This window comes from Pseudoduganella violaceinigra DSM 15887 (assembly GCF_000425385.1).
GTDB lineage: Bacteria > Pseudomonadota > Gammaproteobacteria > Burkholderiales > Burkholderiaceae_D > Rugamonas > Rugamonas violaceinigra.
Window position 1 is genome coordinate 277,212 of the sequence record NZ_KE384357.1, and the last position, 23,292, is coordinate 300,503.

The 23,292-nt window shown below is 62.3% G+C and carries 24 protein-coding genes; 13 read left to right on the forward strand and 11 right to left on the reverse strand.

The genetic code is table 11. From position 1 onward, the window contains the following. Positions 1 to 72: 72 nt before the first annotated feature. Positions 73 to 1,275 (reverse strand): selenoneine synthase SenA, encoded by a 1,203-nt coding sequence (senA, locus tag H597_RS0120915; protein ID WP_051293970.1) that lies wholly within the window; start codon positions 1,273 to 1,275, stop codon positions 73 to 75. 36 nt (positions 1,276 to 1,311) lie between these two features. On the opposite strand from senA, the gene senB reads away from it, so the two are divergent. From senB to H597_RS31865, 3 genes are all read left to right on the forward strand, one after another. Continuing rightward, the gene (gene senB, locus H597_RS0120920) at positions 1,312 to 2,283 is read left to right on the forward strand and encodes a selenoneine biosynthesis selenosugar synthase SenB (RefSeq protein WP_028103843.1); all 972 of its coding nucleotides are present in this window, start codon (positions 1,312 to 1,314) and stop codon (positions 2,281 to 2,283) included. Between the two features lie 11 nt (positions 2,284 to 2,294). Then, positions 2,295 to 3,344 carry a selenide, water dikinase SelD gene (gene selD, locus H597_RS0120925; RefSeq protein WP_028103844.1) on the forward strand — a complete coding sequence of 350 codons (1,050 nt, stop codon included), beginning with the start codon at positions 2,295 to 2,297 and terminating at the stop codon, positions 3,342 to 3,344. Positions 3,345 to 3,504: 160 nt separating this feature from the next. Further along, a complete protein-coding gene (locus H597_RS31865; RefSeq protein ID WP_161630631.1) occupies positions 3,505 to 4,617 on the forward strand; it encodes a S41 family peptidase in 1,113 nt (370 codons plus the stop codon). Positions 4,618 to 4,724: 107 nt separating this feature from the next. Here the strand turns inward: H597_RS31865 and H597_RS31870 are convergent, their stop codons facing one another. Both H597_RS31870 and H597_RS0120940 read right to left on the reverse strand, forming a co-directional pair. Further along, positions 4,725 to 5,384, reverse strand: coding sequence for a hypothetical protein (locus H597_RS31870; RefSeq protein WP_051293971.1), 660 nt, complete (start codon positions 5,382 to 5,384; stop codon positions 4,725 to 4,727). Then, positions 5,384 to 5,833, reverse strand: coding sequence for an Lrp/AsnC family transcriptional regulator (locus H597_RS0120940; protein WP_028103845.1), 450 nt, complete (start codon positions 5,831 to 5,833; stop codon positions 5,384 to 5,386). Before H597_RS0120940 ends, H597_RS31870 begins: the two co-directional genes overlap by 1 nt. 295 nt (positions 5,834 to 6,128) lie before the next feature. Between H597_RS0120940 and leuA the strand changes: the two genes are divergently transcribed. The 4 genes from leuA to H597_RS0120960 all read left to right on the forward strand — a co-directional run bounded on the left by leuA (position 6,129) and on the right by H597_RS0120960 (position 11,566). After that, positions 6,129 to 7,826, forward strand: a complete 1,698-nt coding sequence (leuA, locus tag H597_RS0120945; RefSeq protein WP_028103846.1) for a 2-isopropylmalate synthase — start codon at positions 6,129 to 6,131, stop codon at positions 7,824 to 7,826. Between the two features lie 105 nt (positions 7,827 to 7,931). Then, complete coding sequence (locus H597_RS31875; RefSeq protein WP_051293973.1) at positions 7,932 to 9,551, forward strand: methyl-accepting chemotaxis protein; 1,620 nt, start codon at positions 7,932 to 7,934, stop codon at positions 9,549 to 9,551. A gap of 311 nt (positions 9,552 to 9,862) precedes the next feature. Then, positions 9,863 to 10,930: a HAMP domain-containing protein gene (locus H597_RS0120955; RefSeq protein ID WP_028103847.1), complete on the forward strand. Its 1,068-nt coding sequence runs from the start codon at positions 9,863 to 9,865 to the stop codon at positions 10,928 to 10,930. Positions 10,931 to 10,948: 18 nt separating this feature from the next. Beyond that, the gene (locus H597_RS0120960) at positions 10,949 to 11,566 is read left to right on the forward strand and encodes a DUF8082 domain-containing protein (protein ID WP_028103848.1); all 618 of its coding nucleotides are present in this window, start codon (positions 10,949 to 10,951) and stop codon (positions 11,564 to 11,566) included. 89 nt (positions 11,567 to 11,655) lie between these two features. Here H597_RS0120960 and egtB read toward each other — a convergent pair whose 3' ends face one another. Continuing rightward, on the reverse strand, positions 11,656 to 12,828 hold the full coding sequence (gene egtB, locus H597_RS0120965) for an ergothioneine biosynthesis protein EgtB (RefSeq protein ID WP_028103849.1): 1,173 nt from the start codon (positions 12,826 to 12,828) through the stop codon (positions 11,656 to 11,658). Then, positions 12,821 to 13,822, reverse strand: a complete 1,002-nt coding sequence (egtD, locus tag H597_RS0120970) for an L-histidine N(alpha)-methyltransferase (RefSeq protein ID WP_028103850.1) — start codon at positions 13,820 to 13,822, stop codon at positions 12,821 to 12,823. The genes egtB and egtD overlap by 8 nt, the downstream gene beginning before the upstream one ends. A 112-nt stretch (positions 13,823 to 13,934) precedes the next feature. Here egtD and H597_RS0120975 point away from each other — a divergent pair, with 112 nt between their 5' ends. The 6 genes from H597_RS0120975 (at position 13,935) to H597_RS0121000 (ending at position 18,369) form a co-directional block, all read left to right on the forward strand. Beyond that, positions 13,935 to 14,801 (forward strand): putative selenate ABC transporter substrate-binding protein, encoded by an 867-nt coding sequence (locus H597_RS0120975; protein ID WP_028103851.1) that lies wholly within the window; start codon positions 13,935 to 13,937, stop codon positions 14,799 to 14,801. Between the two features lie 3 nt (positions 14,802 to 14,804). Next, positions 14,805 to 15,626 (forward strand): phosphonate ABC transporter ATP-binding protein, encoded by an 822-nt coding sequence (locus H597_RS0120980; RefSeq protein WP_028103852.1) that lies wholly within the window; start codon positions 14,805 to 14,807, stop codon positions 15,624 to 15,626. Positions 15,627 to 15,629: 3 nt separating this feature from the next. Further along, positions 15,630 to 16,475 (forward strand): PhnE/PtxC family ABC transporter permease, encoded by an 846-nt coding sequence (locus H597_RS0120985; RefSeq protein ID WP_028103853.1) that lies wholly within the window; start codon positions 15,630 to 15,632, stop codon positions 16,473 to 16,475. Continuing rightward, a complete protein-coding gene (phnE, locus tag H597_RS0120990; protein ID WP_028103854.1) occupies positions 16,472 to 17,260 on the forward strand; it encodes a phosphonate ABC transporter, permease protein PhnE in 789 nt (262 codons plus the stop codon). The genes H597_RS0120985 and phnE overlap by 4 nt, the downstream gene beginning before the upstream one ends. A 3-nt stretch (positions 17,261 to 17,263) precedes the next feature. Then, complete coding sequence (locus tag H597_RS0120995) at positions 17,264 to 17,944, forward strand: ABC transporter ATP-binding protein (RefSeq protein WP_028103855.1); 681 nt, start codon at positions 17,264 to 17,266, stop codon at positions 17,942 to 17,944. 137 nt (positions 17,945 to 18,081) lie between these two features. Further along, positions 18,082 to 18,369, forward strand: a complete 288-nt coding sequence (locus tag H597_RS0121000) for a hypothetical protein (RefSeq protein ID WP_028103856.1) — start codon at positions 18,082 to 18,084, stop codon at positions 18,367 to 18,369. Positions 18,370 to 18,431: 62 nt separating this feature from the next. Here the strand turns inward: H597_RS0121000 and H597_RS0121005 are convergent, their stop codons facing one another. From H597_RS0121005 to H597_RS0121025, 6 genes are all read right to left on the reverse strand, one after another. Continuing rightward, positions 18,432 to 18,989 (reverse strand): TetR/AcrR family transcriptional regulator, encoded by a 558-nt coding sequence (locus tag H597_RS0121005; RefSeq protein ID WP_028103857.1) that lies wholly within the window; start codon positions 18,987 to 18,989, stop codon positions 18,432 to 18,434. A gap of 2 nt (positions 18,990 to 18,991) precedes the next feature. After that, a complete protein-coding gene (locus tag H597_RS0121010; RefSeq protein ID WP_028103858.1) occupies positions 18,992 to 19,462 on the reverse strand; it encodes a nuclear transport factor 2 family protein in 471 nt (156 codons plus the stop codon). A 93-nt stretch (positions 19,463 to 19,555) separates the two neighbouring features. Continuing rightward, a complete protein-coding gene (locus H597_RS0121015) occupies positions 19,556 to 20,332 on the reverse strand; it encodes a GNAT family N-acetyltransferase (RefSeq protein WP_028103859.1) in 777 nt (258 codons plus the stop codon). A 131-nt stretch (positions 20,333 to 20,463) separates the two neighbouring features. Beyond that, on the reverse strand, positions 20,464 to 20,835 hold the full coding sequence (locus H597_RS35010) for a ParB N-terminal domain-containing protein (protein ID WP_154668205.1): 372 nt from the start codon (positions 20,833 to 20,835) through the stop codon (positions 20,464 to 20,466). A gap of 457 nt (positions 20,836 to 21,292) precedes the next feature. Further along, a complete protein-coding gene (locus tag H597_RS35510) occupies positions 21,293 to 21,763 on the reverse strand; it encodes a hypothetical protein (protein ID WP_028103860.1) in 471 nt (156 codons plus the stop codon). Between the two features lie 42 nt (positions 21,764 to 21,805). Continuing rightward, complete coding sequence (locus tag H597_RS0121025; protein ID WP_028103861.1) at positions 21,806 to 23,260, reverse strand: Ppx/GppA phosphatase family protein; 1,455 nt, start codon at positions 23,258 to 23,260, stop codon at positions 21,806 to 21,808. Between the last annotated feature and the right edge of the window lie 32 nt (positions 23,261 to 23,292).

A 23,292-nucleotide genomic window follows, 5' to 3' on the forward strand; every position in this document is an offset into this window, starting at 1 on the left:
CCGGGGTCAGCTCTGGCAATCGGACAAAACGCACAGCGTTTTGCCCGATTGCCAGAGCTGACCCCGGCTTTCTTATTCGAAGGCGCAGGTTCTGAAGCCGTTGAAGATGTCGTCGCGCTCGGGCAGGTAGAAGTTGCGGAACTTGGCTGAGCCAAGTCTTGACGGCGTGGCGAAGGACGCGCCGCGCAGCACCTGGTGGGTGGTGAACCATGGCGCCGAATATTCCCGGTAGCGGTCCGCGGCAAAGCCTGGGTAAGGCTCGAACGGCGATGCCGTCCACTCCCACAACTGCCCCCAGCGGAAGGCCGGATGGCCATGCAGCGCCGCGTACTCCCATTCAATTTCCGTCGGCAACCGGCGGTTGGCCCATGCGCAGTAGGCCTGGGCCTCGTACAGCGACACATGCCGCACCGGCTCGTGCGCGGACAGGGTGGTCAGCCGCCCGAACCGCATGGTGCGCCATTGACCATTGTCGCGCCGCCAGTAACGCGGCGCCGATCGTTCCTGCCGCAGCAGCCATTCGGCGCCGGCGTTGCTCCAGAATTCGCGCCGTTCGTAGCCCCCATCCTCGACGAAATCGCCGAACCGGGCATTGCTGACCAGGGCAGCGTCCATGCGGAACGGGGCGACATGGCAGGGGTGCGCAAATTTTTCGTTGTCGAAGATGAAGCCTCCCGTATCGGCCGCGCTGCCAAGCTGCAGCGTGCCGCCCGGGAAAGCGATATCGCCCGCCGCGCCGGATGCGCGCTCGTCGTGCGTCAGGTGGGCCGGCGCCTGCAGGCCCAGCGTCTGCAAGGTGTAGAGGAAGGCTTCGCCGTGCATGTCCTCGTGCGCCAAGGCCAGCCGGTAGGGATAAAGCGCTTCGTCCGTATTCGGTTCGCGCGACAGTTTGTCGAGGACGCGGTCCAGCACTTCATGGCAATATGTCTTGACGCCGCCCGTGCTGGGCAAGTCCAGGTTCCAGCGGCTGCGGTGCGGCACCATATTCGAGTCGAACCAATCGTCGCCCTTGCGCAGCAGCGAAGCGTACAGCGCATCGGCCGGATGGCTGGACATCGCTTCGCGCAGGATGAACCACTCGGCGAACCAGGCTGTATGGCCCAGTTCCCACAGCGGCGGATTGATGATGCGCAGCTGCGGCACGCGCGCCGCGGCATCCATGCCGGCGCCGGCAAAACAGTCGAATAGGCTCAGCGTATAATTGCGCGCAGCCTGCAAAGCGTCGGCAAGTTGCTGTGTACGGGCGGTCCGGAACGAAGCATGGATGGCATTCATGGATCGATTGTAGCGACAATTGAGCAAATAACACCAGTGAGCACGCAGACAATCTGCATCGCCAGTCCAGCGCTGGCACAAGCGAACAACGGCAACTGGCAGACCGCCCGCCGCTGGGCGCATTGCCTGGGCACCCGCTACAAGGTGGACATCGCGTCCGATTGGCGCGACGATGCGCCGCCGGACCTGCTGGTCGCGCTGCATGCGCGGCGCTCGGCTGCGCCGCTGGCGCGTTTCTGCGCCGCCTATCCCGGCCGTCCCAGCGTGCTGGTCTTGACCGGTACCGACCTGTATCGCGACATCCGCAGCGACGCCGATGCGCAAGCCTCGCTGGAACTCGCCAGCGCCCTGGTCCTGCTGCAGCCCGCGGGCCTGACCGAACTGCCAGCCCCACTGCGCGCCAAAGCCCGCGTCATCTACCAGTCCGCCCCCACCCTGCTGCCCGCTGCCCGCCCTGCCGCGCCGCGCCATCACGACATCATCATGGTCGGCCACCTGCGTGAAGAAAAAGACCCGCGCACCTTCATGCAGGCCGCCGCCCGCGTGAAAGCGCCCGGCGCACGTCTGCTGCACATCGGCGGCGTGCTGGACCCGGCACTGGGCGAGGCGGCATCGGCGACGGCAGCCGCGGCCCCTGGCCGCTACGAATGGCTTGGCCCCCTGCCCCATGCGGAAACGCGGCAACGCCTGAAGCATGCCCACGCCATGGCAATCTGCTCGCGCATGGAAGGTGGCGCCAATGTCATCATCGAGGCGGTCACCAGCGGCGTCCCCGTGCTGGCCAGCGACATCAGCGGCAACCGCGGCATGCTGGGCGACGATTACCTCGGCTACTTCCCGCTGGGCGACGCCCGCGCCCTGGCCGCCCTGGTTGACAAAAGCATCAACGATCCCGCCTGGTATGCCGCGCTGCGCCAGCAATGCGCCGTACGCGCCAAACTATTTACGCCCGAAGCCGAGCAGGCGGCCCTGCTCGACTTGGTGGATAATCTGCTCCAGACGAACTGAAAGAGCCCATCATGAGCACCGAACCAATCAAACTGACCTCCTTTTCCCACGGCGGCGGCTGCGGCTGCAAAATCGCGCCCGGCGTGCTGTCCGAGATCCTGAAGAACACCAACGGTTTCCCCGTGCCGAAGGAACTGATGGTCGGTATCGAAACCGCCGATGATGCCGCCGTTTATAAATTGAACGACGAGCAAGCCCTGATCGCCACCACCGACTTCTTCATGCCCATCGTCGACGATCCGTTCGACTTTGGCCGCATTGCCGCCACCAACGCCATCTCCGACGTGTACGCCATGGGCGGCACCCCGATCATGGCCCTGGCCCTGGTCGGCATGCCTGTCAATAAGCTGCCGATCGACGTGATCGGCAAGATCATCAAGGGCGGCGAATCGATCTGCAACGAAGCAGGCATCCCGATTGCCGGCGGCCATACCATCGACTCCGTCGAGCCGATCTACGGCCTGGTGGTACTCGGCCTGGTGCACCCGTCGAAGGTGAAGCGCAATGCCGACGCCAGGGCCGGCGACGTGCTGGTACTGGGCAAGCCGCTGGGCGTGGGCGTGCTGTCCGCAGCGCTGAAGAAAGGCGTGCTGGGCGACGAAGGCTACAAAGCCATGATCGACAACACCACCAAATTGAACAAACCGGGCAAGGCCTTGTCCGAACTGCCCGGCGTGCACGCACTGACCGACGTCACTGGTTTCGGGCTGCTGGGCCATTTGCTGGAACTGGCGCGCGGCGCCAAGCTGACCGCCAAGCTGAATATGCCGCAAATCCCCCTGCTGCCCGGCGTTGAAAAACTGGCGCATGACGGCTTCTTTACCGGTGCGTCCGGCCGCAACTGGGATGCTTACGGCAAGGACGTCACGCTGTCGCCGAACATCACCCAGCCGCAGCATACCCTGCTGACCGACCCGCAGACTTCCGGCGGTCTGCTGGTCTCCTGCGATCCGGCGAGCGTCAACGAAGTGCTGGCCCTGTTCCGCAGCCATGGTTTCGAGCACGCCGCGGTCATTGGCGAAATGGCCGCCGGCGAACCGCGTGTGCAGGTCGCCGCGTAAGCACCCTCCCTTCCCGATGGCCCTGCCCGGCGTGCAGGGCCATTGCGGCGCCACCCGTTCCGTTTACCCCTGAAAAAGTTTGACAAATTTACAAATAGCAAATTAATATGCAAATGCATAAGTGCTTATGCATAATTTTTCTACGGAGATAAACCCAGCAATGCGTAAATTCCTTCCCTTTGCAGCTTTGATCCTCGGCTCCATTACACTCACCAGCGCAGGCGCACAAGAACAACCTCCTGCAGCGGCAGCGGAAACATCGGCGCCACAGGCCAAACCATTGAGCGCCGCAGACAAAGCCGCAGCCATTGATCTCCTGGCTCAGCGCCTCTCCGCCAAATATATTTTCGCTGATGTGGGTGACAAAATGGCCACCGCGATCCGCGGCCATTTGCGCTCGGGTGACTATGACAAGGCGGCAACGCATGCGGAATTCGCCGAAATGGTGACCGCCGATATCCAGGCAGTCAATCCCGACAAGCACCTGCGCATCCGCTACGTGGCAAACGGCGCGAAGCCCGACCGGCCACGCCCATCGTTCAAGCAAGGCATGCCGGCCGACTTTCGCCAACGCATGACCGAAGTGGGCAAATACTGGAACTTTGAGTTTGAAAAGGTGGAACGCCTGCCGGGCAACATCATGTACGTGAAGTTCGACGCCTTCTTCGACGCGGACATCGGCAAGGCTGCCGCCACCGCCGCGATGAATTTTGCGGCCAGCGGCAACGCCATGATCATCGACCTGCGGGAAAACGGCGGCGGCGACCCGCGCATGGTGGCGCACGTGGCGAGCTATCTGCTGGGCGATAAGAAGGTGCACCTGTCGGACATCGTTTTCAGGGCTGACAAAGAGACCAATACCTTCTGGAGCAACCCCGCCGTACCTGGCGCGCGCTTTGGCGCAGACAAACCAGTCTATGTGCTAACCAGCAGCAAAACATTCTCCGCGGCCGAAGATTTCACGTACAATCTTCAGGCCATCAAGCGCATCACTGTCGTCGGCGAAACAAGCAAAGGCGGCGCGCACCCGATCCAGCCTTTCCGCATTGATCCTTACCTGGTTGCCGTGATCCCAGTAGGACGCTCGATCAACCCGATCACCAAAGGCAATTGGGAAGGCACTGGTGTCAAACCGGATGTCGCCATCTCGGCCGATAAGGCCCTCGCCAAAGCAAACGCGCTGGCATTGAGACAAGTGCTGCCGCAAATTGACGATCCGGAAGACCGTCCTATTCTGGAAAAGAAGCTGGCTGAATTGGAGGCATCCCTGTAATAAGCGGAGCAAGTCAGCATCCTGCTATGCCACACGAGCGAGGCAGCAGTCCAGCCTCTCGCTCGTGTGGCAGCAAGCTTCTGGCGCGTGCTGGCGCTAGGGTGAATTTACTTCATGAAGCGGAAGGTAGGCTCAATATTCTTCGAATGAAGGAAGCTGACGATCTCCTCCAGCGTCGCATCCTTCAGCAACAGGCCTTCAGGCGCTACACCGCCCGCCGGCGCCGGCTGCGGAACGCTCGACGCAAATGGCCGCAGCTGGGCCAGGGCATGCGCAAACTGCGCCGCGTCGATGCTTTTCAGCCCCTCCAGCAAGCCAAGCTGCCCCGCTTCCGGCGGCTGCATTTCCAGCCCTTCGTCGCCGGCGAAAGATGCGCCCATGCCAGGGTGGATGAATGCCGCCCACTTGCCGCTAACGTGGTTCAAGCCTGGCGGCAGGACAACGGGGGCACTCCCCAGATCGGCCGCCGCCTTCATTTCAGGACAATAAGCCGCGCGCACCAACTCCATGAATTCCTGCGCCTGGGCCGCGGGCACCGGCTTTTCCAGGGAGAGCCACAGTCCATACGCTCCCGCGCCGGAAATGCTGACCGCAGGCGCGGGCAAGCCAAGATCCGCCTGCAAGGCGTTGGCCACGGCGCACAGCCGGTCCCAGTGCCCCGCCTCGCCATCGTCCTTCAGCCGGGTGAAGCCGAGGCACATGCTGCGGGTCTGGCCATCCGAAGCGCCCCCATACAGCCTTTTCAATTCCGAAATCAGTTTGTTCATCAAGTCTCCGCTATCAACGGTGCGCGCACCGGGGTCTGGTGAAGGATCACGCGGCTGTAAGTGTCCTGCACACCGGCACGGTCGCGCAAGGAGTCGATCAGCCACAGCAAGTGGGCCTGGTCTTTACAGGCCACGCGCAGCAAGCCGTCGTAATTGCCGGTCAGGAGGGCGACTTCCAGCACGCCTGGAATGGTCTTCACCACTTCCTCGAATTCATGCGTGCTGGTGCCCGCCTTCAGCTTCACGTCGATATAAGCCTGCAGATGCAAGCCGAGCGCCGCGTGGTCGATACGCGCCTCGAAGCCGAGGATGGCCTGGTCGGCCACCAAACGCCGCACGCGGTCGGCCACTGTGTTGGCGCTGAGGCTGACGCGCTCGCCCAAATCCTTAAAACTTATCCTCGCATCATCGCGCAATAGTTCGATTATTTCTCGATCGATCTTGTCCATGTCCGATTTTTCCTCATCCAACAAGGCATTTTATCAGCATAAAGCGCGAAAACATCGCAATTGACGGGCAAGATTTTTTCTTGACAAGGCCAAATCCGCTGCCTTACATTGATTGACATGACCTCGCATCTGCACCTTTCCGCACACCTGCAAGGCGCCCTATCCCAAGCGGCGCTACTACCAGCACGCGCCTGAATTTCCTCCAGCAGTACACGCGTCGGCCGCAAATGCGCCACGCCAGATCACCCAGATCACCCCGGCTTTCCAAAAATCTGAAAAACACAGGAGTATCACCATGATGTTGAAGAACCCTGCCGCCAAATATCGCCCCTACCCGACCGTCGGCCTGACCGACCGCACCTGGCCGAACACCGTAATCGCCAAGCCGCCGATCTGGATGAGCACCGACCTGCGCGACGGCAACCAGGCGCTGATTGAGCCGATGAGCGTGGAAAAGAAAATCAAGTTCTTCGAGCTCTTGATCAAGGTGGGCCTGAAGGAAATCGAAGTGGGCTTCCCTTCCGCATCACAGACCGATTTCGATTTCGTGCGCAAGCTGATCGAGGAAAACCGCATTCCCGACGACGTGACCATTATCGTGCTGACCCAGGCGCGCGATGAATTGATCCGCCGCACCGTGGAGTCCTGCATCGGCGCCAAGCGCGCGATTGTCCACATGTATAACTCGACCGCGCCGGTGTTCCGCAAGGTGGTGTTCGGCGCCAGCCGCGAAGAGATCACCGCAATCGCCACCTCCGGCACCAAGCTGGTGAAAGAGCTGCTGGCCCAGCACCCGGAAACCGACTGGACCTACGAGTACACGCCGGAATCCTTCTCCACCACGGAGCTGGATTTCGCCAAGCATATCGTCGATGCGGTCTCCGCCATCTGGCAGCCGACGCCGGACAAGAAGATGATCGTCAATCTGCCCGCGACCGTCGAATGCTCCACGCCGAACGTGTACGCCGACCAGATCGAATGGATGTCGCGCAAGCTGGAACGCCGCGACGCCATCATCATCTCCGTGCACCCGCATAACGACCGCGGCACCGGCATCGCCGCGGCCGAATTCGCCGTGATGGCCGGCGCCGAGCGCGTCGAAGGCTGCCTGTTCGGCAACGGCGAGCGTACCGGTAACGTGGACTTGGTGACCCTGGCGTTGAACCTCTACACGCAAGGCGTACACCCGGGCCTCGACTTTTCCGACATCGACGCCGTGCGCAAAGTGGTCGAGGAGTGCAACCAGTTGCCGGTTCATCCGCGCCACCCTTACGTGGGCGACCTGGTCTTCACCGCCTTCTCCGGCTCGCACCAGGACGCGATCAAGAAAGGCTTCGCCAAGCAGCAGGAAGGCGCGCCTTGGGAAATCCCGTATCTGCCGATCGACCCGCAGGACCTGGGCCGCAGCTATGACGCCGTCATCCGCGTCAACAGCCAGTCCGGCAAAGGCGGCATGGCCTACCTGCTGGAACAGGACTACGGCCTGGAACTGCCGCGCCGCCTGCAGATTGAATTCAGCCGCGCGGTGCAGAAAGTGGCCGACCAGACCGGCCTGGAAATCACCTCCGAAGGCATCCACCGCATCTTCGAAAGCGAGTACCTGGCCCAGACCACGCCGTACGCCTATGTGTCGCACAAGATGGTGGAAGACAGCGCGAACGACGAGCCGGTGCAGATCGACATCGGCCTGCTGCACAACAAGGCCGCCATATCGCTGCAAGGCGGCGGCAACGGCCCGATCGACGCCTTCGTCGACGCGCTCGGCCTGGACGTGACGCTGATGGACTACCACGAACATGCCATCGGCCACGGCGCCAACGCCAAGGCGGCCTGCTATGTCGAACTGCGCCTCGATGGCGGCGCCACGCTGTTCGGCGCCGGCATCGACAGCAATATCGTCACCGCCTCGTTCAAGGCAGTCCTGAGCGCAGTGAACCGCCAGCTCGCACTGAAAGCCGAGACTTCGGCTAGCATCGCACAAGCCGAAGCTTAAGCGGCTTTCCATTCGGGGCGGCCGGCTGCGCCGCCCCGCCTGCCGGCTTCTTGCGGCGATTGCCTATACTGGTAAACCGTCGTTCACGCCGCAGGAGGAGCCGCCATGCACATTGCCAACCTGAAGATCGGTACCCGACTCAGCCTGTGTTTCGCAATCGTCTTCGCCTTGATGACCATGCTGATCGCGGTGGGCGGCCAACGCCTGTCGAATATCGGCGAACTGAGTTCCACCATCATCGACAAGGATTGGGTCAAGGCCGAAGCCGCGGCCAAAGTCGCCGCCACCACCCGGGCCAATGCCGCGCTGGTGCTGCAGCTGCTGCTGGTCAGCGATGCCGCGCAATCGGCCGAATTGCGCAAGCAGGTCGACACCAATAAAGCCATCATTTCCGAAGCCCTGTCCACGCTCGACAAGCTGGTGTACCGCCCGGAAGGCCGGGAACTGCTGGCGCAAGTAGCCGGCGAACGCGGCGCCTACGTGCAATCGTTTAGCGCCGTCCTCAAACAGCTCGCCGACGGCCAGCGCGAGCAGGCCACGCAGCGCGCCCTGTCGGAAACCATGCCGCGCCTGGCCCGGCTGCAGGCGACGGTGGAAAAACTGGCGCTCCTGCAGAACGGCATCGTCACGGACAATGGCAGCGAAATCAAGAAGCACATCCGTTCCGCCCTCGCCATGATGGTCGCCCTCGGTGTTGTCGCACTGGTGCTCGGCGTTGCCTGCGCACTGTGGGTCACCCGCTCCATTACCTATCCGATCAATTACGCGCTGCGGGTGGCGCGCGCCGTCGCGTCGGGCGACTTGACCAGCCAGATCAAGGCCGGCACGCGCGACGAGGCGGGCCAGTTGCTGCATGCCTTGCGCGATATGAATGACGCCCTGTCGCAGATCGTCGGCCAGGTGCGCAACGGCACGGGCGCAATCGCCACCGCCTCCAGTGAAATTGCGAGCGGCAACCTGGACCTGTCGGCGCGCACGGAAAGCCAGGCCTCGGCCCTGGAGCAAACCGCCTCGTCGATGGAGGAGCTGACCTCGACCGTCAAGGCCAACGCCGACAATGCCCGCGCAGCGGATCAGCTGGCCCATTCCGCTTCCACGGTGGCCCGCCGCGGCGGCGACGCGGTGTCGCAAGTGGTGACGACGATGAGCGCCATCAACGACTCCTCGCGCAAGGTGGTCGACATTATCTCGGTCATCGACAGCATCGCTTTCCAGACCAATATACTGGCCTTGAATGCAGCAGTCGAAGCGGCGCGCGCCGGCGAACAAGGACGCGGCTTCGCCGTGGTCGCCAGCGAAGTGCGCGGCCTTGCGGCACGCTCGGCCGGCGCGGCGAAAGAAATCAAGGAGCTGATTTCCCGCTCGGTCGAACAAGTCGACGCCGGAGCCAGGCTGGTGGCGCAGGCCGGCGCCACGATGGAGGACGTGATGGCGTCGGTGCAGCGCGTGACCGGCATCGTTGCCGAAATCTCGCTCGCCACGCGCGAACAGACCGACGGCATCGAACAAATGAATGTGGCGATCATGCAGATGGACCAGACCACGCAGCAGAATGCCGCCTTGGTCGAACAGGCCGCCGCAGCCGCCTCCGCCATGAGCGACCAGGCCGGCGACCTGGAACGGCTGGTGGCCCGTTTCCGCCTGCCGGGCGACCATGCCGCTGCCCAGTCTTACTCTTTGCCGCAGCGCGCCGACCGTCCGCGCCGCCCCATGCTTGCGGCCTAAAATCTATCGTTTCCCGCCACCGATAAAGAATTTCTTCAAAGATACACTATTTAGACATTTTTTTGAGAAATGCGTGTATAATCATGCACTTATAATTTGAGCAACGTAGGATCACTGGCAGACAAAGGGTGCTGCAAGTCAAAGTGATAATAACGATTGCCAGTCAAGCAATGTCCAAAGCAGCGCTTCCGACGCTGTGACATCGAAAGGCGAGCCATTAGCTCACCTCTGAAATCAGCCTTAATGCCGACGCCTCCTCCCTGCTGTTCTGGAGGTCGTGTCAGCTCGACTATTACGAGTGATTTATAAAAATGAAACTTTCTTTCAATATCTTCCAAAAAGTCCTGATCACCCTGTTGGCGGTGACCCTGGTACCTCTGTTTGCCCTGTGGTACTTGGGCAATTCCTCCGCTGAGAAAGAACTGACCACCAAGATCTCGGAAAACCTGGTTTCGACCATGAACACCGTGGCTACTGGCGTCAACAGCTGGGACGACACCAACCTGCGCGCCATGCGCCAGGCGACCCGCCTGGACGACATGATGTCCATGAACGGCGCCCGCCAGACCCCGATCCTGACTGCCACCCTGGCGACCTACGAATGGTCCTACCTGCTGCACGTCCTGGGCCCTGATGGCCGCGACGTGTCCCGCAGCGACAACAGCCCGATGGACAACTACGGCGACCGTTCCTATTTCAAGGCAGTCATGTCCGGCAAGGACATCGGCCGCACCGTGGCAATCGGCAAGACCAGCGGCAAGCCTTCGCTGAACCTGGGCGTGCCAATCCGCAATGAAAACCGCACCGTGGTGGGCGTTCTGGCCATGGCAATGGACCTGGGCATGGTGTCCAGCACCGTGACCGACATCCGCATCGGCGAAACCGGCCGCGCCATCCTGCTGGACGCCGACAAGAAAGTCATCGCCCACGGTGATCCATCCAAGGTCAAGACCGCCCTGCAGGACTTCAGCAAGCACCCTGCCCTGCAAGTGCCAGGCATTACCGACGAGCCAAAAGTCTATATGGACGGCGACATGAAGATGGTGGGCTTCGTGCGCACCCTGCCACAAGGCTGGACCGTGCTGGTTGAACAGCAGTACGACGAGGCATTCTTCGCCATGCACAAAATGCGCAATGAAGCGCGCATCCTGATCCTGATCGTCATTGCACTGGTGGCCGCCGTGGCAGTCGTCATGGGCAAGCAACTGACCCGTCCAATCAATGAACTGACCAACATCGCCGACAAGCTGAGCAAAGGCCAACTGGACGTGACCATGTCGCAGACCAAGCGTAGCGATGAAATCGGTTCGCTGGCGCGTGCAATTGAACGCCTGGGCGTCAGTATCCAGATGGCGATGGATCGCCTGCGTAAAAAATAATCATAGAGACAAACTGAAATGGCACAGCCAGAATTCACTCCTTTCGTACAACTGCTGGACCGCATCGCAGGCTTCTGCGCCCAGGGCGATACCGCGACCATCATGCTGGTCAGCGACGACAACCGCATGGGCCAGATTCATCTGGAAGCCGGGCGCATCGTCTTCGTCCTGTGCCGTGGCCGCCGCGGCCGCGACGGCCTGGACATCCTGCGCACCATGCAGCGTGCCCGCATGAGCCGCGACCGGCCGAGCGTGGCCAATAACGAGCCGCTGCCATGGTCGACCGAGGTCATTCTCGACTACCTGTACGGCAGCATCGCCGAACTGCCGGAAGGCACGCCGCAGACTTCCGTGCTGCCAGGCGTGGCGCGCCGTCCAGCGCCTGCGGCGGCCGCCGCGCCGAAGCGCAGCGCCCCAGGCGGGCCTGCGTTGACGGACGAGCAGCGCACCATTTTCGAAAGCACCCTGGCGGTCTACATCGGCCCGATGGCGGCAATCGTATGCGGTGACTATTTCGACGAAACCAACGACCTGCGCGTCCTGGCGACGAAGATGGCTGCGGAAATCAGCAATGCGGAGCAAGCGGCCAAGTTCAAGGCGGACATCGCCAAGGCCCTGAACCTGCCACGCATCTAAGTCACTTCAGGATGTAAAGCCGGGGTCAGCTCTGGCAATCGGACAAAACGCACAGCGTTTTGTCCGATTGCCAGAGCTGACCCCGGCTTTTATTTTGCGAGCCGGATTCCGGTGAACTGCCAGCGCGCGGTGGCGGGGAAGAAATTGCGGTAGCTGGCGCGGGCGTGCCCTTGGGGGGTGGCCTGGCTGGAGCCGCGCAATACATACTGGTTGACCATGAACTTGCCGTTGTATTCGCCGATCGCCCCTTCGGCCGGGCGGAAGCCTGGATACGGGGCGTAGCTGCTGCTGGTCCATTGCCAGCAGTGGCCGAACATCTGCGCCAATGCGCCCTCGCCCGCCGCCAGCTCCCATTCGGCTTCCGTCGGCAGGCGCGCGCCCGACCAATGGGCGTAGGCGTCGGCCTCGAACAGGGACACGTGGGCGAGCGGCGCATCCGCCTCGAGCGGCAGGCAGCCATTGAGGGTGAAGGCGCGCCAGCCTTCAGTCCCGCGGCGCCAGTACAGCGGCGCATCGATTCCTTGCGCACGGATCCAGTCCCACCCTTCCGCCAGCCACAGCTCAGGATTGCGGTAGCCGCCGTCGTCGATGAAGGCCTGGTAGTCCGCATTCGTCACCAGGCTTGCCGACAGTTCGAACGGCGCGATGAAGACCTTATGCCGCGGCAATTCGTTGTCGAAGCAGAAGCCCTCGCCGGCGTGGCCGATTTCGTGCACGCCACCGGCAAAGCGCAGCCAGCCCCGCTGCGCAGGCGCGATGGCGCTCACACCCGCAGGCAGGTAGGCCGGCGCCATCGGATTTTGGGCCAGCAGGTGTTTGACGTCCGTGAGTATCAATTCCTGGTGCTGCTGCTCATGCTGCAGCCCCAGCGTGAGCAGCGCCGACAATTCCGCCTCGCCGCCGCGCCGTCCCACCAGGGCGACGATGCGGGCATCGACATTGGCGCGATAGGCGCGCACCTCCGCCATCGAGGGCCGCGTCAGCAGGCCGCGCTGCGGCCTTGGATGCTTGTCGCCGACGCCGTTGTAGTAGGAGTTGAACAGCACCCTGAAGGCAGGGTGGAAGGGCTGGAAGCCGGCTTCGAAGCGCTCAAGGATAAAGGTCTCGAAGAACCAGGTGGTGTGCGCCAGGTGCCATTTGACAGGGCTGGCATCGGGCATCGACTGCGCGCCGCAATCCTCGTCCGAGAGCGGCGCGGCCAGCGCCATGCTTGCCGCGCGCACCTGCGCGAAGCGCTCGGTCCACAGGCTGGCGTCACGCATAGGCCGCGGCGGCGTGCATCACGGCGAACCAGTGCGCATCATCCGTCCATATTCCGTCGACACGGAAGCCCGCCTCCGACAACAGGTCGCGGAAGCCCGGCACCGTGTACTTGTAGCTGTTTTCGGTATGAATCCGCTCGCCCTGGGCGAAGCTGCGTTCGCCGCCGCGCCAGCGCACAGCCAGGGCGACGCGCGCTTCCAGATGCATCTCGATGCGGCTTTCCGCGTCGTTGAAGAAGGCGACGTGGCGCCATTGCTGCGGGTCGAAGTCGGCGCCGGCCAGGTGGTTCAGGTGGCGCAGCAGGTTCAGGTTGAAGGCCGCGGTCACGCCGATCGCATCGTCGTACGCGGCGTCGAGCACGGACGGATCCTTGACCAGGTCCACGCCGATCAGCAGCCCGCCGTCGCCCCCCACGTTTTCGCGCACCTGGCGCAAGAAGGCGACTGCATCATGCGGCGTGAAATTGCCGATCGACGAACCGGGATAGAAGAACTGGCGGCGCGCCACCGGCACCGAGGGCGGCAGCGCCAGCGGCTGCGACAAGTCCATCACCAGCGGGTTGATCGCGACGTCCGGAAAACGCTGGCGCAACTGCGCCGCGGACTGGTGCAGGAATTCGCCGGAAATATCGACCGGCACATATTCGCGCGGCTGCAACAGGGGAAACAGGCTTGCGGCCTTGGCGCAGTTGCCGGCACCCAAGTCAATCAGGGTCATGTCGGGACCGATGAGTTCGGCCATGCCGGCGCCGTGGCCTGCGAAGATGGCAGCTTCCGTGCGGGTCGGGTAGTACTCCGGCAGCTCGCAGATGGCCTCGAACAGGTGCGAGCCCAGGCTGTCGTAAAAATATTTGGGCGAGGTGGACGCTTGCGGGGCCAGCAATCCCGCGCTAATCTCGGCAATGGTGGCTGCGTCGCCATGGGCAATTCCCGCTGGTTTGATGCTCTTTTCCGGCGCGATCACGTGGATCGCCGCCGCGCGTGGCAAGGTCATGGCTCAGGCTCCAGGGACATTTTTGCTATCATAGCTGAATATCCAAGACCAGGTACCGGACCCTCGCACGAGGCGTGCGGCTCGTCGTTTACATCAATAAAAAGGATTCCCCATGTCCCTCTTCTCCCGTCGCACCATGCAATCGGCCCTGTTTGCAGCCGGTGTACTCTTCGCCGCTGCCGGCGCGCAAGCCCAGCAGGTACTGCGCGTGTCCGCCATTCCCGATGAGGCGCCAACCGAACTGCAGCGCAAATTCAAGCCGCTCGGCGACTACCTGGAAAAGAAACTGGCCATGAAAGTGGAGTTCACGCCGGTGACCGACTACGCCGCTTCCGTGGAAGGCCTGGTGAACGGCAAGCTGGACATGGTCTGGTTCGGCGGCTTTACTTTCGTCCAGGCCAACCACATGAGCAAGGGCAAGGTAGTGCCCCTGGTGCAGCGTGCGGAAGACGAGAAGTTCCGTTCCGTATTCATCACCACCAACAAGTCCATCAATTCCCTGGCCGACCTGAAAGGCAAGACCCTGAGCTTCGGCTCCGAGTCCTCGACTTCCGGCCACCTGATGCCGCGCACTTTCCTGCTGGCGGCCAAGATCGATCCGGACAGCGACCTGAAACGCATTTCCTTCTCCGGCGCGCATGATGCGACCGTGGCCGCTGTCGCCGGCGGCAAGGTCGATGCCGGTGCACTCAATATCTCGGTGTGGGAAAAGCTGAACGAACAGAAGAAAGTCGATCCGGCCGTGGTGCGCGTGTTCTACACCACGCCGCCTTACTTCGACTACAACTGGACCGTCCGTTCCGACATGCCGGAAGCGCTGAAGAAGAAGATCGCCGACGCCTTCCTGGCGCTCGACATCAACAAGCCGGAAGACAAGGCAATCCTCGACCTGCAGAAGGCGTCGAAATTCATTCCGACCAAGGCCGCCAATTACACCAATATCGAAGCGGCAGCGAAGAACGCCGGCCTGCTGAAATAATCAATGTCCTCTGCCTGCTACGAACTGCAAGGCCTCTCGGTCCGCCACATCGGCGGTTCGCGCGGCCTTGCGCTGCAAGACATGACGCTGGCATTCGACGCCGGCGAGCAGGTCGCCCTGATCGGTCCATCCGGCGCCGGCAAGACCACCCTGCTGTCCACCCTGGCCTGCGCCCACCGGCCCGATAGCGGGCACTTCCGGGCCTTCGGCACCGATCCCTGGCAATTGTCCGAGCCGGGCCGCCACGCCATGCGCGCGCGCCTATTCCTGGCGCCGCAAACCCCGCCGCTGCCGCCGCGCCAGCGCGTGGTGACGGCCGTGCTGGCGGCACGCCTGCCCCACTGGAGCCTGGGCCAGGCCTTGCTCTCGCTGTTCAAACCCGCCGATCCGGAAGCGGCGTACCGCGCGCTGTCCCGCTTCAACCTGGGCGACAAGCTGTATCACCGCGTCGACCGCCTCTCCGGCGGCGAGCGCCAGCGCTGCGGCCTGGCGCGCCTGCTGCTGTCCTCGGCCCAGGCGCTGCTGGTCGACGAACCGCTGTCGGCGCTGGACCCGGCCCTGTCGCAGCTGACCCTGAACACCCTGCAGCAGGAAGCGCGCGAGCGCAACGCCCTGCTGGTGTGCAGCCTGCACCAGGTGGACCTGGCCCTGGCCCATTTCCCGCGCATCGTGGCGCTGAAGAACGGCCGTGTCGCTTTTGATTTGCCGCGCCAACAGGTCACGCAAGCCATGGTCGATGAACTGTATCTCGGCGAACTGCCGCCAGCGAATTCGCCGCAACCGGACGAGATGGCCGCCAAGCTGGCCGTTGGAGCCTGCCTGTAAGCGATGCATAACGTTCCCGCCGTTCCCTTTTCGCCCCTCCACCCGGACCCCGCCTGGCGCCGGCGTATCGCCGTCGTCATCATCGGCGTCGCGCTGCTATGGCCGCTGGTGGTGGCGACCGAATTCTATCCCTGGACGCTGTTCGACCTGCAAAGCCTACAGTCCACCTGGCGCTTCCTGTCCGATTTCCTGAAGCCGGCGCATGACGCCGAATTCCTGGCGATGGTGGGGCGCGAAGCCTGGAAGACGGTGGCCATGGCGACCTGCGGCCTGACACTGGCGCTGCTGGGTGCCATTCCCGCCACGCTGCTGGTCACCGAACGCCTGTCGATTTCGCGCATCGGCACGGGCCGCATCGCCACCTTCCCGCGCTTCGTGCGCCAATTGGTGCGCTGGAAGCTGGTTATCCTGCGCAGTGTGCCGGAACTGGTGTGGGCCCTGCTGTTTGTACGCATCTTCAGCCTTGGGCCGACGGCCGGCGTGCTGGCCATCGCCCTGACCTATGCGGGCATGCTGGGCAAGGTGTACGCCGAAATCCTGGAATCCGCCGACCACCATGCCAGCGACGTGCTGCTGCAGAACGGCAGCGGGCGCCTGGCCGCCCTGCTTTACGGCGCCTTGCCGGAAGCGGCATCCGAACTGGTGTCCTATACCGTCTACCGCTGGGAGTGCGCGATCCGCGGCTCGGTGGTGATGGGCTTTGTCGGCGCCGGCGGCCTGGGTCAGAGCATGGAGCAGTCAACCAAGAACATGGTGGGCGGCGAAGTCGCGACTATGTTGATCGTCTTCGTGCTGCTGGTTGCCGCCGCCGACATGGTATCCAAGTATTTGCGCAGGAGGCTGGGATGAGCCACATACCGGCTCCGCCGCCGCGCGAGCTGTCCGGCTGGCTGTTCGGCGCCGCGCTGGCAGCGCTGGTGGCGGCCAGTTTCGCCACGCTGTCGTTGAAGCTGGGCGACCTGTTCACCCTGGAAGCCATGCACAGCATGGGCAGCTTCCTCCAAGGTTTCGCGCCGCCGGAAATGGCCGGCGGCTTTGTACGCAAGACCGGCATCGCGGCGATCGAGACCCTGGCCATGTCCGCGCTCGGCACCCTGCTCGCGGTGGCGGGCGGCTTGCTGCTGGCGATCCCCGGCGCCGGACGTTTCGGCCGCGCGCCGCGCGCCGTGGTGCGCGGCATGCTGAATGTGCTGCGCTCGATTCCCGAGCTGGTCTGGGCCTCCATCCTCCTGGTGGCGGCCGGCCTGGGTCCGTTTGCCGGCACCATGGCGCTGGCGGCCCACACCGCCGGGGTATTGGGCCGCCTGTTCGCCGACGCACTGGAGAACGCACCGCCGCTGCCCGAGCAAAGCCTGCGCCTGAACGGCGCCACTCCGATGGCGGCCTTCTTCTACGCCACGCTGCCGCAGACCTTGCCGCAAATGCTGTCCTACACGCTGTACCGCTGGGAAAACAATATCCGCGCCGCCGCCGTGCTGGGCGTGGTGGGCGCCGGCGGATTGGGGCAGATGCTCAAGTTCCACCTGTCGCTGTTCCAAATGGAGCGCGCCGCCACCGTGATCCTGGCCATGCTGCTGCTGGTCGCCGTGGTCGATGCCCTGAGCTTCGCGCTGCGCCGCACACTGACCCGTTAATCCATGCTCCAGTTAAAAAACCTGACCAAAAGTTACTCTAACGAAAGACGCGTACTGGACCGCATCAGCTGGACCTTCGCCCCCGGTGAATTCGTTGCCATCATGGGCGATTCCGGGGTCGGCAAGTCCACCTTGCTGAACCTGATCGCGGGCCTGGACCAGCCCGACCCCAGCGACGAACCGGCCATTGTCGTCGACGGAACCCCGCTGGCATCGCTCGACGACAACGCGGCCACCCGCTTGCGCCGCGCGCGCATGGGCTTCATTTTCCAGGCTTTCCACGTCCTGCCCCACCTGACCTTGCAGCAGAACGTCGCCCTGCCCCTGCTGCTAAACGGCCTGCCCCAGGGCCGCGAGCTGGCGATGCTGGAGGCCGTCGGACTTGGCGGCCGCGGCCGCGACTACCCCCATCAACTTTCCGGCGGTGAAATGCAACGGGTTGCCATAGCGCGAGCCCTGGTGCACCGCCCGGCCCTCGTGCTGGCGGACGAACCGACCGGCAATCTCGATCCCGATACCGCAAATTCCGTACTGCAACTGTTGCACCAGGAACTTAAATCCAGTGGCGCTACCGCCATCATGGTGACCCATTCGCCTGCCGCCGCAGCGCGTGCGGACAAGGTTCTGCGCCTCACCAAAAATGGCCTCAAAGATACAACACTCGTCAACCCTGCCAAGCAATAAAACCCATTATTTTTCTCACAAATTCTTGGCTTTTTTTGTAACCGGAGTATTATTTAATTAACTTGCCTCGTTATCAATACAAGATGCAAGCCTGCTTTTTCTATCCACGTAACTAACAACGTAAAGGAGGAGGCAAAATGAGCGTCAGGCAGAAAAAACTAGAGTTGATCGAAGCCATGAACAGGGCTCGCGCCATGGAACCATCGAGCTTCGTACCAAATAAACTGCTCGACACGCTGATCGAGAAGATGCACCTGAAGAACGACGCGGAACTCTGCAGGGTGCTGGAAGTGCAACCACCCATCATCAGCAAAATCCGTCACCGCAAGCTGGCAGTCGGGGCTACCATCCTGCTGCGTATGCATGAAAAATCTGAGCTTTCTATCCGTGAGCTCAAGGAACTATCGAATGCCTCAGTACACTGAGCTCAGTTCACGCTGAGAATGATGCCAGGCGCCGGCATCGCATTCACCGGCGCCATTTCCGCCTAGCTTTCCAGCCGTTCCCGCAAGCGCTTCATGCCCGCCTTGAACATGGCCGGCCTGTCGAATGCGCGCGCCAGCACCAGCGTACCCTGAATGCCGCCCACCACTTCCTCCGCCAGCGCCGTCGCCTCCCTGCCTTTTCTTCCACTGCGTACCAGGGCTGCCGCCAGGGCCTCGATCCATTCGGCAAAGTAGCCGCGCACGGCTTCGGCAAAGCGGTCGCGCTCATTGCCAAGCGCGAACACACCGACCAGGCACACGCGTTGTCCGGACAGGAAATAGCGCTCCACCTCGGCAAACATGGCGGCGATGCCCCGCCCCGCTTCAGCGCTTTCGCGCAGCGGCTCGAACACGCGCAGGCGGAACCACTGGTCGATTTCCTGCAGCACGGCGGCGGCCATTTCCTCCTTCCCGCCGGGGAAAAAGTGATAGATGCTGCCCTTGCCCAGCCTGGTCCCTTCCGTGATACGGGACAGGCTGGCGCCTTCATAGCCGTAGTTGCGGAACACTTCCGCCAGCAGCGGGATCACGTCCTCCCGCTCTGCGACAACGCGCGCCATGCTCAGAAGCCCAAGTCGCTCAGGCCGGGATGGTCGTCCGGACGCGGGCCGCTGCGGTCCCAGAAGAACTTGCGCTCTTCGGGCTTGATCGGGTGCTCGTTGATGCTGGCGTGGCGGTGATGCATCAAGCCGTTCTCGTCGAACTCCCAGTTCTCGTTGCCGTAGGCGCGGTACCACTGGCCGGAATCGTCGTGGTACTCGTAGGCGAAGCGCACGCCGATGCGGCTGCCGTCATGCGCCCACAACTCCTTGATCAGGCGGTAATCGAGTTCGCGCGTCCATTTGCGCTTCAGGAAGTCGACGATGGCGGCGCGGCCTTGCACGAACTCGCCGCGGTTGCGCCACCAGCTGTCTTCGGTATAGGCGAGGGAGACTTTTTCAGGGTCGCGGGTATTCCAGCCGTTTTCGGCCAGGCGGACTTTTTCGATGGCGCTGGCGCGGGTGAATGGCGGTACAGGCGGTCGTGCAGACATGATTTCTCCTTTAAGTGTACCAATCGGATCACTATTTACCGATCAGTACACTTAATGTAGCACATTTTCCGGCCGCGTGCCCTGCAAGGCGGATCAGCTGACGCAGGCAGCTTCCGGCGTGACGTTGTAGTGGCGCGCATAGCGGCCGTCCAGGTTCGCCAGCGGCATCATCACGAACAGGTCGGCGCTTTCGAAATCTGGATCCCAGGCCGGTGCACCGCAAATCCAGGCGCCGGAGCGCAGGTAGCCTTTCAACAGCGGAGGCACTTGCGCAGCCCGTGCCGCCTCCACCTTCTCCACCGGGAACGGCAGATGCGGCGTGACGCGGTATTCCATCGGCGCCAGGTGCTTTTGGCGCAGCTGCTCGTACACAGCGACGGCATTGTGGCCACCATCGGCCAGGCTGATGCTGGCGCAGCCGATCAGGTAGTCGCACTGATGGCGGCGCAGGTATTCGGCCAGGCCGGACCACAGCAGCATGATCACACTGCCGCCGCGGTAATCGGGGTGGATGCAGGCGCGGCCCGCTTCCACAATGCGGCCGCGCAGGTGCTTCAGGCGGCCCAGGTCGAATTCGTTTTCAGAGTAATGGCGGCCCAGCTTGCGCGCGCCGGCCGGATTCAGCAGGCGGTAGGTGCCCACCACTTTCAGGGTCGCGGAGTCGCGCACGATCAGGTGGTCGCAGGCTGCGTCGAATTCGTCGCAGTCCAGGCCCTCCGGCGTGGCCAGGGCGGTCAGTCCCTGGTTTTCAATGAAAACTTTATAGCGCAGGCGTTGGACTTCGCGCACTTCTTCGGGCGTGGCTGCCATGCTCAGTACCAGTCGCGGGCTGGCTGCCCGTTGTTCGGCGGTAGCAATCGTGGTTTGCATGCTTCGTCCTTTCTTGTAGTGACGAAGCCAGTTTGCTGTGCTATTGCTGCATGAACATGACAGCCATATGTCAGGACTATGACATGAAGCTGCCCCTTCTACCGAACCGCGTTGAGCATCGTTCCTTTCCGTTATTCGGCATTCCGCTCACATGGATTAACGCTAACAAATATCTCGCTAAAGCCTAAGGCAAGTGACAAATAATATCGATGAAAACCGTCATAGAGCTTGTATTCATATCCCGGAGTTGTAGCCCAACGATAGACCATCACAGGTGGCAGCAGCGAACAGGATTTGATAGCTTCAAGGATTGACATCGCACGCGGCATAACAAAAGTGTGGACGCCGGCGGCTCGCACAATCGGCTCGATACTATTGATTGGCACCCTTACGACAGGAAAGACTGCATCTTGAAGGGCTAAATATGCCGTATCTACCTTTTGAAAACCCTCCATTCTAGCTTTGACTAGTACGGCCCTCGCTTCTTTCAGTTCAGATTCCACATATATCCTTTTTGCGTCTTAGATTGCAGTTATTCATGGGATCGGTAGCGAATGGCCGAAGCCAGGGAATACAGACATTGAAATGGTTCGCCTACAACGCAGAGCTTCAGCCAGTTGCCCTATTCATCGGGAGAGCTTCCTAATCGCACAATCTAGAATCGGAATCGCAACGCCTAAAACGCTGACGCCAGACACAATCTCTAATGTCAGCTCAACAGGATTTCGCAAGCCAATAGCACCTGACCAAAAATGCAAGCGCCACGACAGAAATCAGCTGGATGGAAAGAATGAGTTACACTCGTCGAGGGCCTGCGGACCGCCGTACTTTGCAAGCGTCCGAACAGCTGGCTCTGCCACCGTCCGAAGCCGAAGTGACGCCCGCATCCCGCGGAGCGACCAACCCAGATCCTAGCTCATCGGATATTTTCTGTCAGATCAAATCTAAGCAATCGCACAGTTAAATTTTCTTTGGGCGGCCGGTCTTCAGCTGCGGCAGGGAAGCCAATACTTGCTTGAGCGTAGCCATGTCCAGGCGGCTGATCAGGGCGACGCCAATGCGCAGCAGCTCGGATTTTTTGACTTCGACGCCGTTCTTCAGGCAGGCCTTCTTGACCTGGCCCAGCACCGCGTACTCCGATTCCGGCATGGTGAAGCTGTCGCGCACCAGTTTTTCCTTGTGCGGCTTAGCGGGCTTTTCCGCTTTAACCGCTTTGACCGGCTTGGCAACCGGCGCCGGCTTGGCGGCTGAAACGCGCTTGGCGGCGGGTTTCGCTGCCGGCTTGGCAGCCGGCGCGCGTTTCACCGCAGGCTTGGGGGCGGTCTTTGCGGCTGGCTTGGCGGCGGCTTTTGCGGCTGGTTTAGCTGCTGGTTTGGCGGCGACCTTCGCCGCCGGCTTGACGGCTGGGGTCTTAGCCTTCGTTGCGTTCATGGATACTCCACAGATGAATGATATAAACAGTATAGTCGATTATTACGCGACAGCGCGAATGCTGAAGTCGACGCCGATTTCGTCCCAGAATTCCTGCTCCTTTTCCATCCAGTAGGACAGGGTCGGATGGCTGCTGACGCAGTCGCGCTTCAGTTCAAGATCGATGCGGTTCTTCATGCGCAGCTTGACCGAGCGTTCATCGACCTCGATCCGGCAATGCATGAACATGATCGCCAGCCGCAAGGCCACCACGGCTTTGGCGAAATCGCTGTCGGCCAGGTACTCGCCGACCTTGCGCAAGTTGCCCTTCTGCGCCAGGATGAGCCGCCCCATCAGCTTCTGTTCGCGGGTGGTAAAGCCCGGCAGGTCGGCGTTTTCGACCATGTAGGCGGAATGCTTGTGGTAGCCGGTCTGGGATACCACCAGCCCCACTTCGTGCAGCTGCGCGCACCAGGACAGGTGGCGCGGCAAGGTGTCGCTGGCCGGCTTCATTTTCTGGAACAGGATGGCGGCCGCCTCCGACACGCGCATGCCGCGTTCGGCGTCGATATGGAAGCGGGCCAGGAATTCACCGACCGATTCGTCGCGCCGGTCGCGCCGCGTGGAGCGCAGGTAAAGGTCCCACATGACGCCCATGCGCAGGCCGGCGTCGATCGGGTCCAGGCGCTCGATCCCCAGCTCCTCCACCACCGCGATCAGGATGGCCAGGCCGCCGATCACGGTGCTGGCGCGGTCCGGCCGCAGGCCCGGCATATCGATCTTCGACACCTGACCAAATTCGATGAAGCGCTTGCGCACCGCGTTCAGGGCGGCCAGCGTGATGCCCTCGCCCAGCTTGTTCTTTTCGATGATCTCGCCGATGGCGCGGATCGTGCCGGAGGAGCCGTAGGCGCGCTTCCAGTATTCCGGATGGTAAGGCGGCGCGCCATCCTCGAAATGCGAGCGCGCAGACAGCACGGCCGCCTCGAAGGAGCGCGCATCCACCCGCCCGCCGACAAAGAAGGACAGGCTTTGCTTGACGCTGCCCACGCTGAACGATTCGACGCGTTCGATATCCAGCCCGCGCCCGAGGATCAATTCGGTCGAGCCGCCGCCGATATCGACCACCAGGCGGCGTTCGTTCGGCTGGCCGAGCGCATTGGCCACGCCCATGTAGATCAGGCGCCCCTCCTCTTCGCCGGAGATGATCTCGATCGGGTAGCCGATGGCCTGTTCCAGCTGCGGCAGGAAATCCGCCGCGTTGCGCGCCTGGCGCAGAATGGCGGTGGCGACCACGCGCACGCCTTCAAACTTGTAGGCGGCCAGCGCAATCCGGAAATTCTTCAGGCAGATCAGTGCGCGCTGCAAAGCCTCGTCGGTCAGGTTGCCGGCGAAATCCAGGCCGGCGGCGAGGCGGATTGGTTCGCGCATGCTGTTGAGCACGCGGATTTTTTCGCCATCGTGCTGCCCGATGGAGAGTCGAAAGCTGTTGGAGCCCAGGTCCACTGCGGCGTACATCGAGGAATCCATTTATATCGTTTATAACGAAA

Coding starts and splice junctions, on each gene's coding strand:
- H597_RS35510 (WP_028103860.1), bottom strand. CDS start 21,763: ATGAACGCAACGAAGGCTAAGACCCCAGCCGTCAAGCCGGCGGCGAAG.
- selD (WP_028103844.1), top strand. CDS start 2,295: ATGAGCACCGAACCAATCAAACTGACCTCCTTTTCCCACGGCGGCGGC.
- H597_RS0121010 (WP_028103858.1), bottom strand. CDS start 19,462: ATGTCTGCACGACCGCCTGTACCGCCATTCACCCGCGCCAGCGCCATC.
- H597_RS0120980 (WP_028103852.1), top strand. CDS start 14,805: ATGTCCTCTGCCTGCTACGAACTGCAAGGCCTCTCGGTCCGCCACATC.
- H597_RS0120955 (WP_028103847.1), top strand. CDS start 9,863: ATGAAACTTTCTTTCAATATCTTCCAAAAAGTCCTGATCACCCTGTTG.
- H597_RS0121025 (WP_028103861.1), bottom strand. CDS start 23,260: ATGTACGCCGCAGTGGACCTGGGCTCCAACAGCTTTCGACTCTCCATC.
- senA (WP_051293970.1), bottom strand. CDS start 1,275: ATGAATGCCATCCATGCTTCGTTCCGGACCGCCCGTACACAGCAACTT.
- H597_RS0121005 (WP_028103857.1), bottom strand. CDS start 18,989: ATGGCGCGCGTTGTCGCAGAGCGGGAGGACGTGATCCCGCTGCTGGCG.
- H597_RS0120960 (WP_028103848.1), top strand. CDS start 10,949: ATGGCACAGCCAGAATTCACTCCTTTCGTACAACTGCTGGACCGCATC.
- phnE (WP_028103854.1), top strand. CDS start 16,472: ATGAGCCACATACCGGCTCCGCCGCCGCGCGAGCTGTCCGGCTGGCTG.
- H597_RS0120985 (WP_028103853.1), top strand. CDS start 15,630: ATGCATAACGTTCCCGCCGTTCCCTTTTCGCCCCTCCACCCGGACCCC.
- H597_RS0121000 (WP_028103856.1), top strand. CDS start 18,082: ATGAGCGTCAGGCAGAAAAAACTAGAGTTGATCGAAGCCATGAACAGG.
- H597_RS31875 (WP_051293973.1), top strand. CDS start 7,932: ATGCACATTGCCAACCTGAAGATCGGTACCCGACTCAGCCTGTGTTTC.
- H597_RS31870 (WP_051293971.1), bottom strand. CDS start 5,384: ATGAACAAACTGATTTCGGAATTGAAAAGGCTGTATGGGGGCGCTTCG.
- H597_RS0120975 (WP_028103851.1), top strand. CDS start 13,935: ATGTCCCTCTTCTCCCGTCGCACCATGCAATCGGCCCTGTTTGCAGCC.
- egtD (WP_028103850.1), bottom strand. CDS start 13,822: ATGACCTTGCCACGCGCGGCGGCGATCCACGTGATCGCGCCGGAAAAG.
- leuA (WP_028103846.1), top strand. CDS start 6,129: ATGATGTTGAAGAACCCTGCCGCCAAATATCGCCCCTACCCGACCGTC.
- H597_RS31865 (WP_161630631.1), top strand. CDS start 3,505: ATGCGTAAATTCCTTCCCTTTGCAGCTTTGATCCTCGGCTCCATTACA.
- H597_RS0120940 (WP_028103845.1), bottom strand. CDS start 5,833: ATGGACAAGATCGATCGAGAAATAATCGAACTATTGCGCGATGATGCG.
- egtB (WP_028103849.1), bottom strand. CDS start 12,828: ATGCGTGACGCCAGCCTGTGGACCGAGCGCTTCGCGCAGGTGCGCGCG.
- H597_RS0120995 (WP_028103855.1), top strand. CDS start 17,264: ATGCTCCAGTTAAAAAACCTGACCAAAAGTTACTCTAACGAAAGACGC.
- H597_RS0121015 (WP_028103859.1), bottom strand. CDS start 20,332: ATGCAAACCACGATTGCTACCGCCGAACAACGGGCAGCCAGCCCGCGA.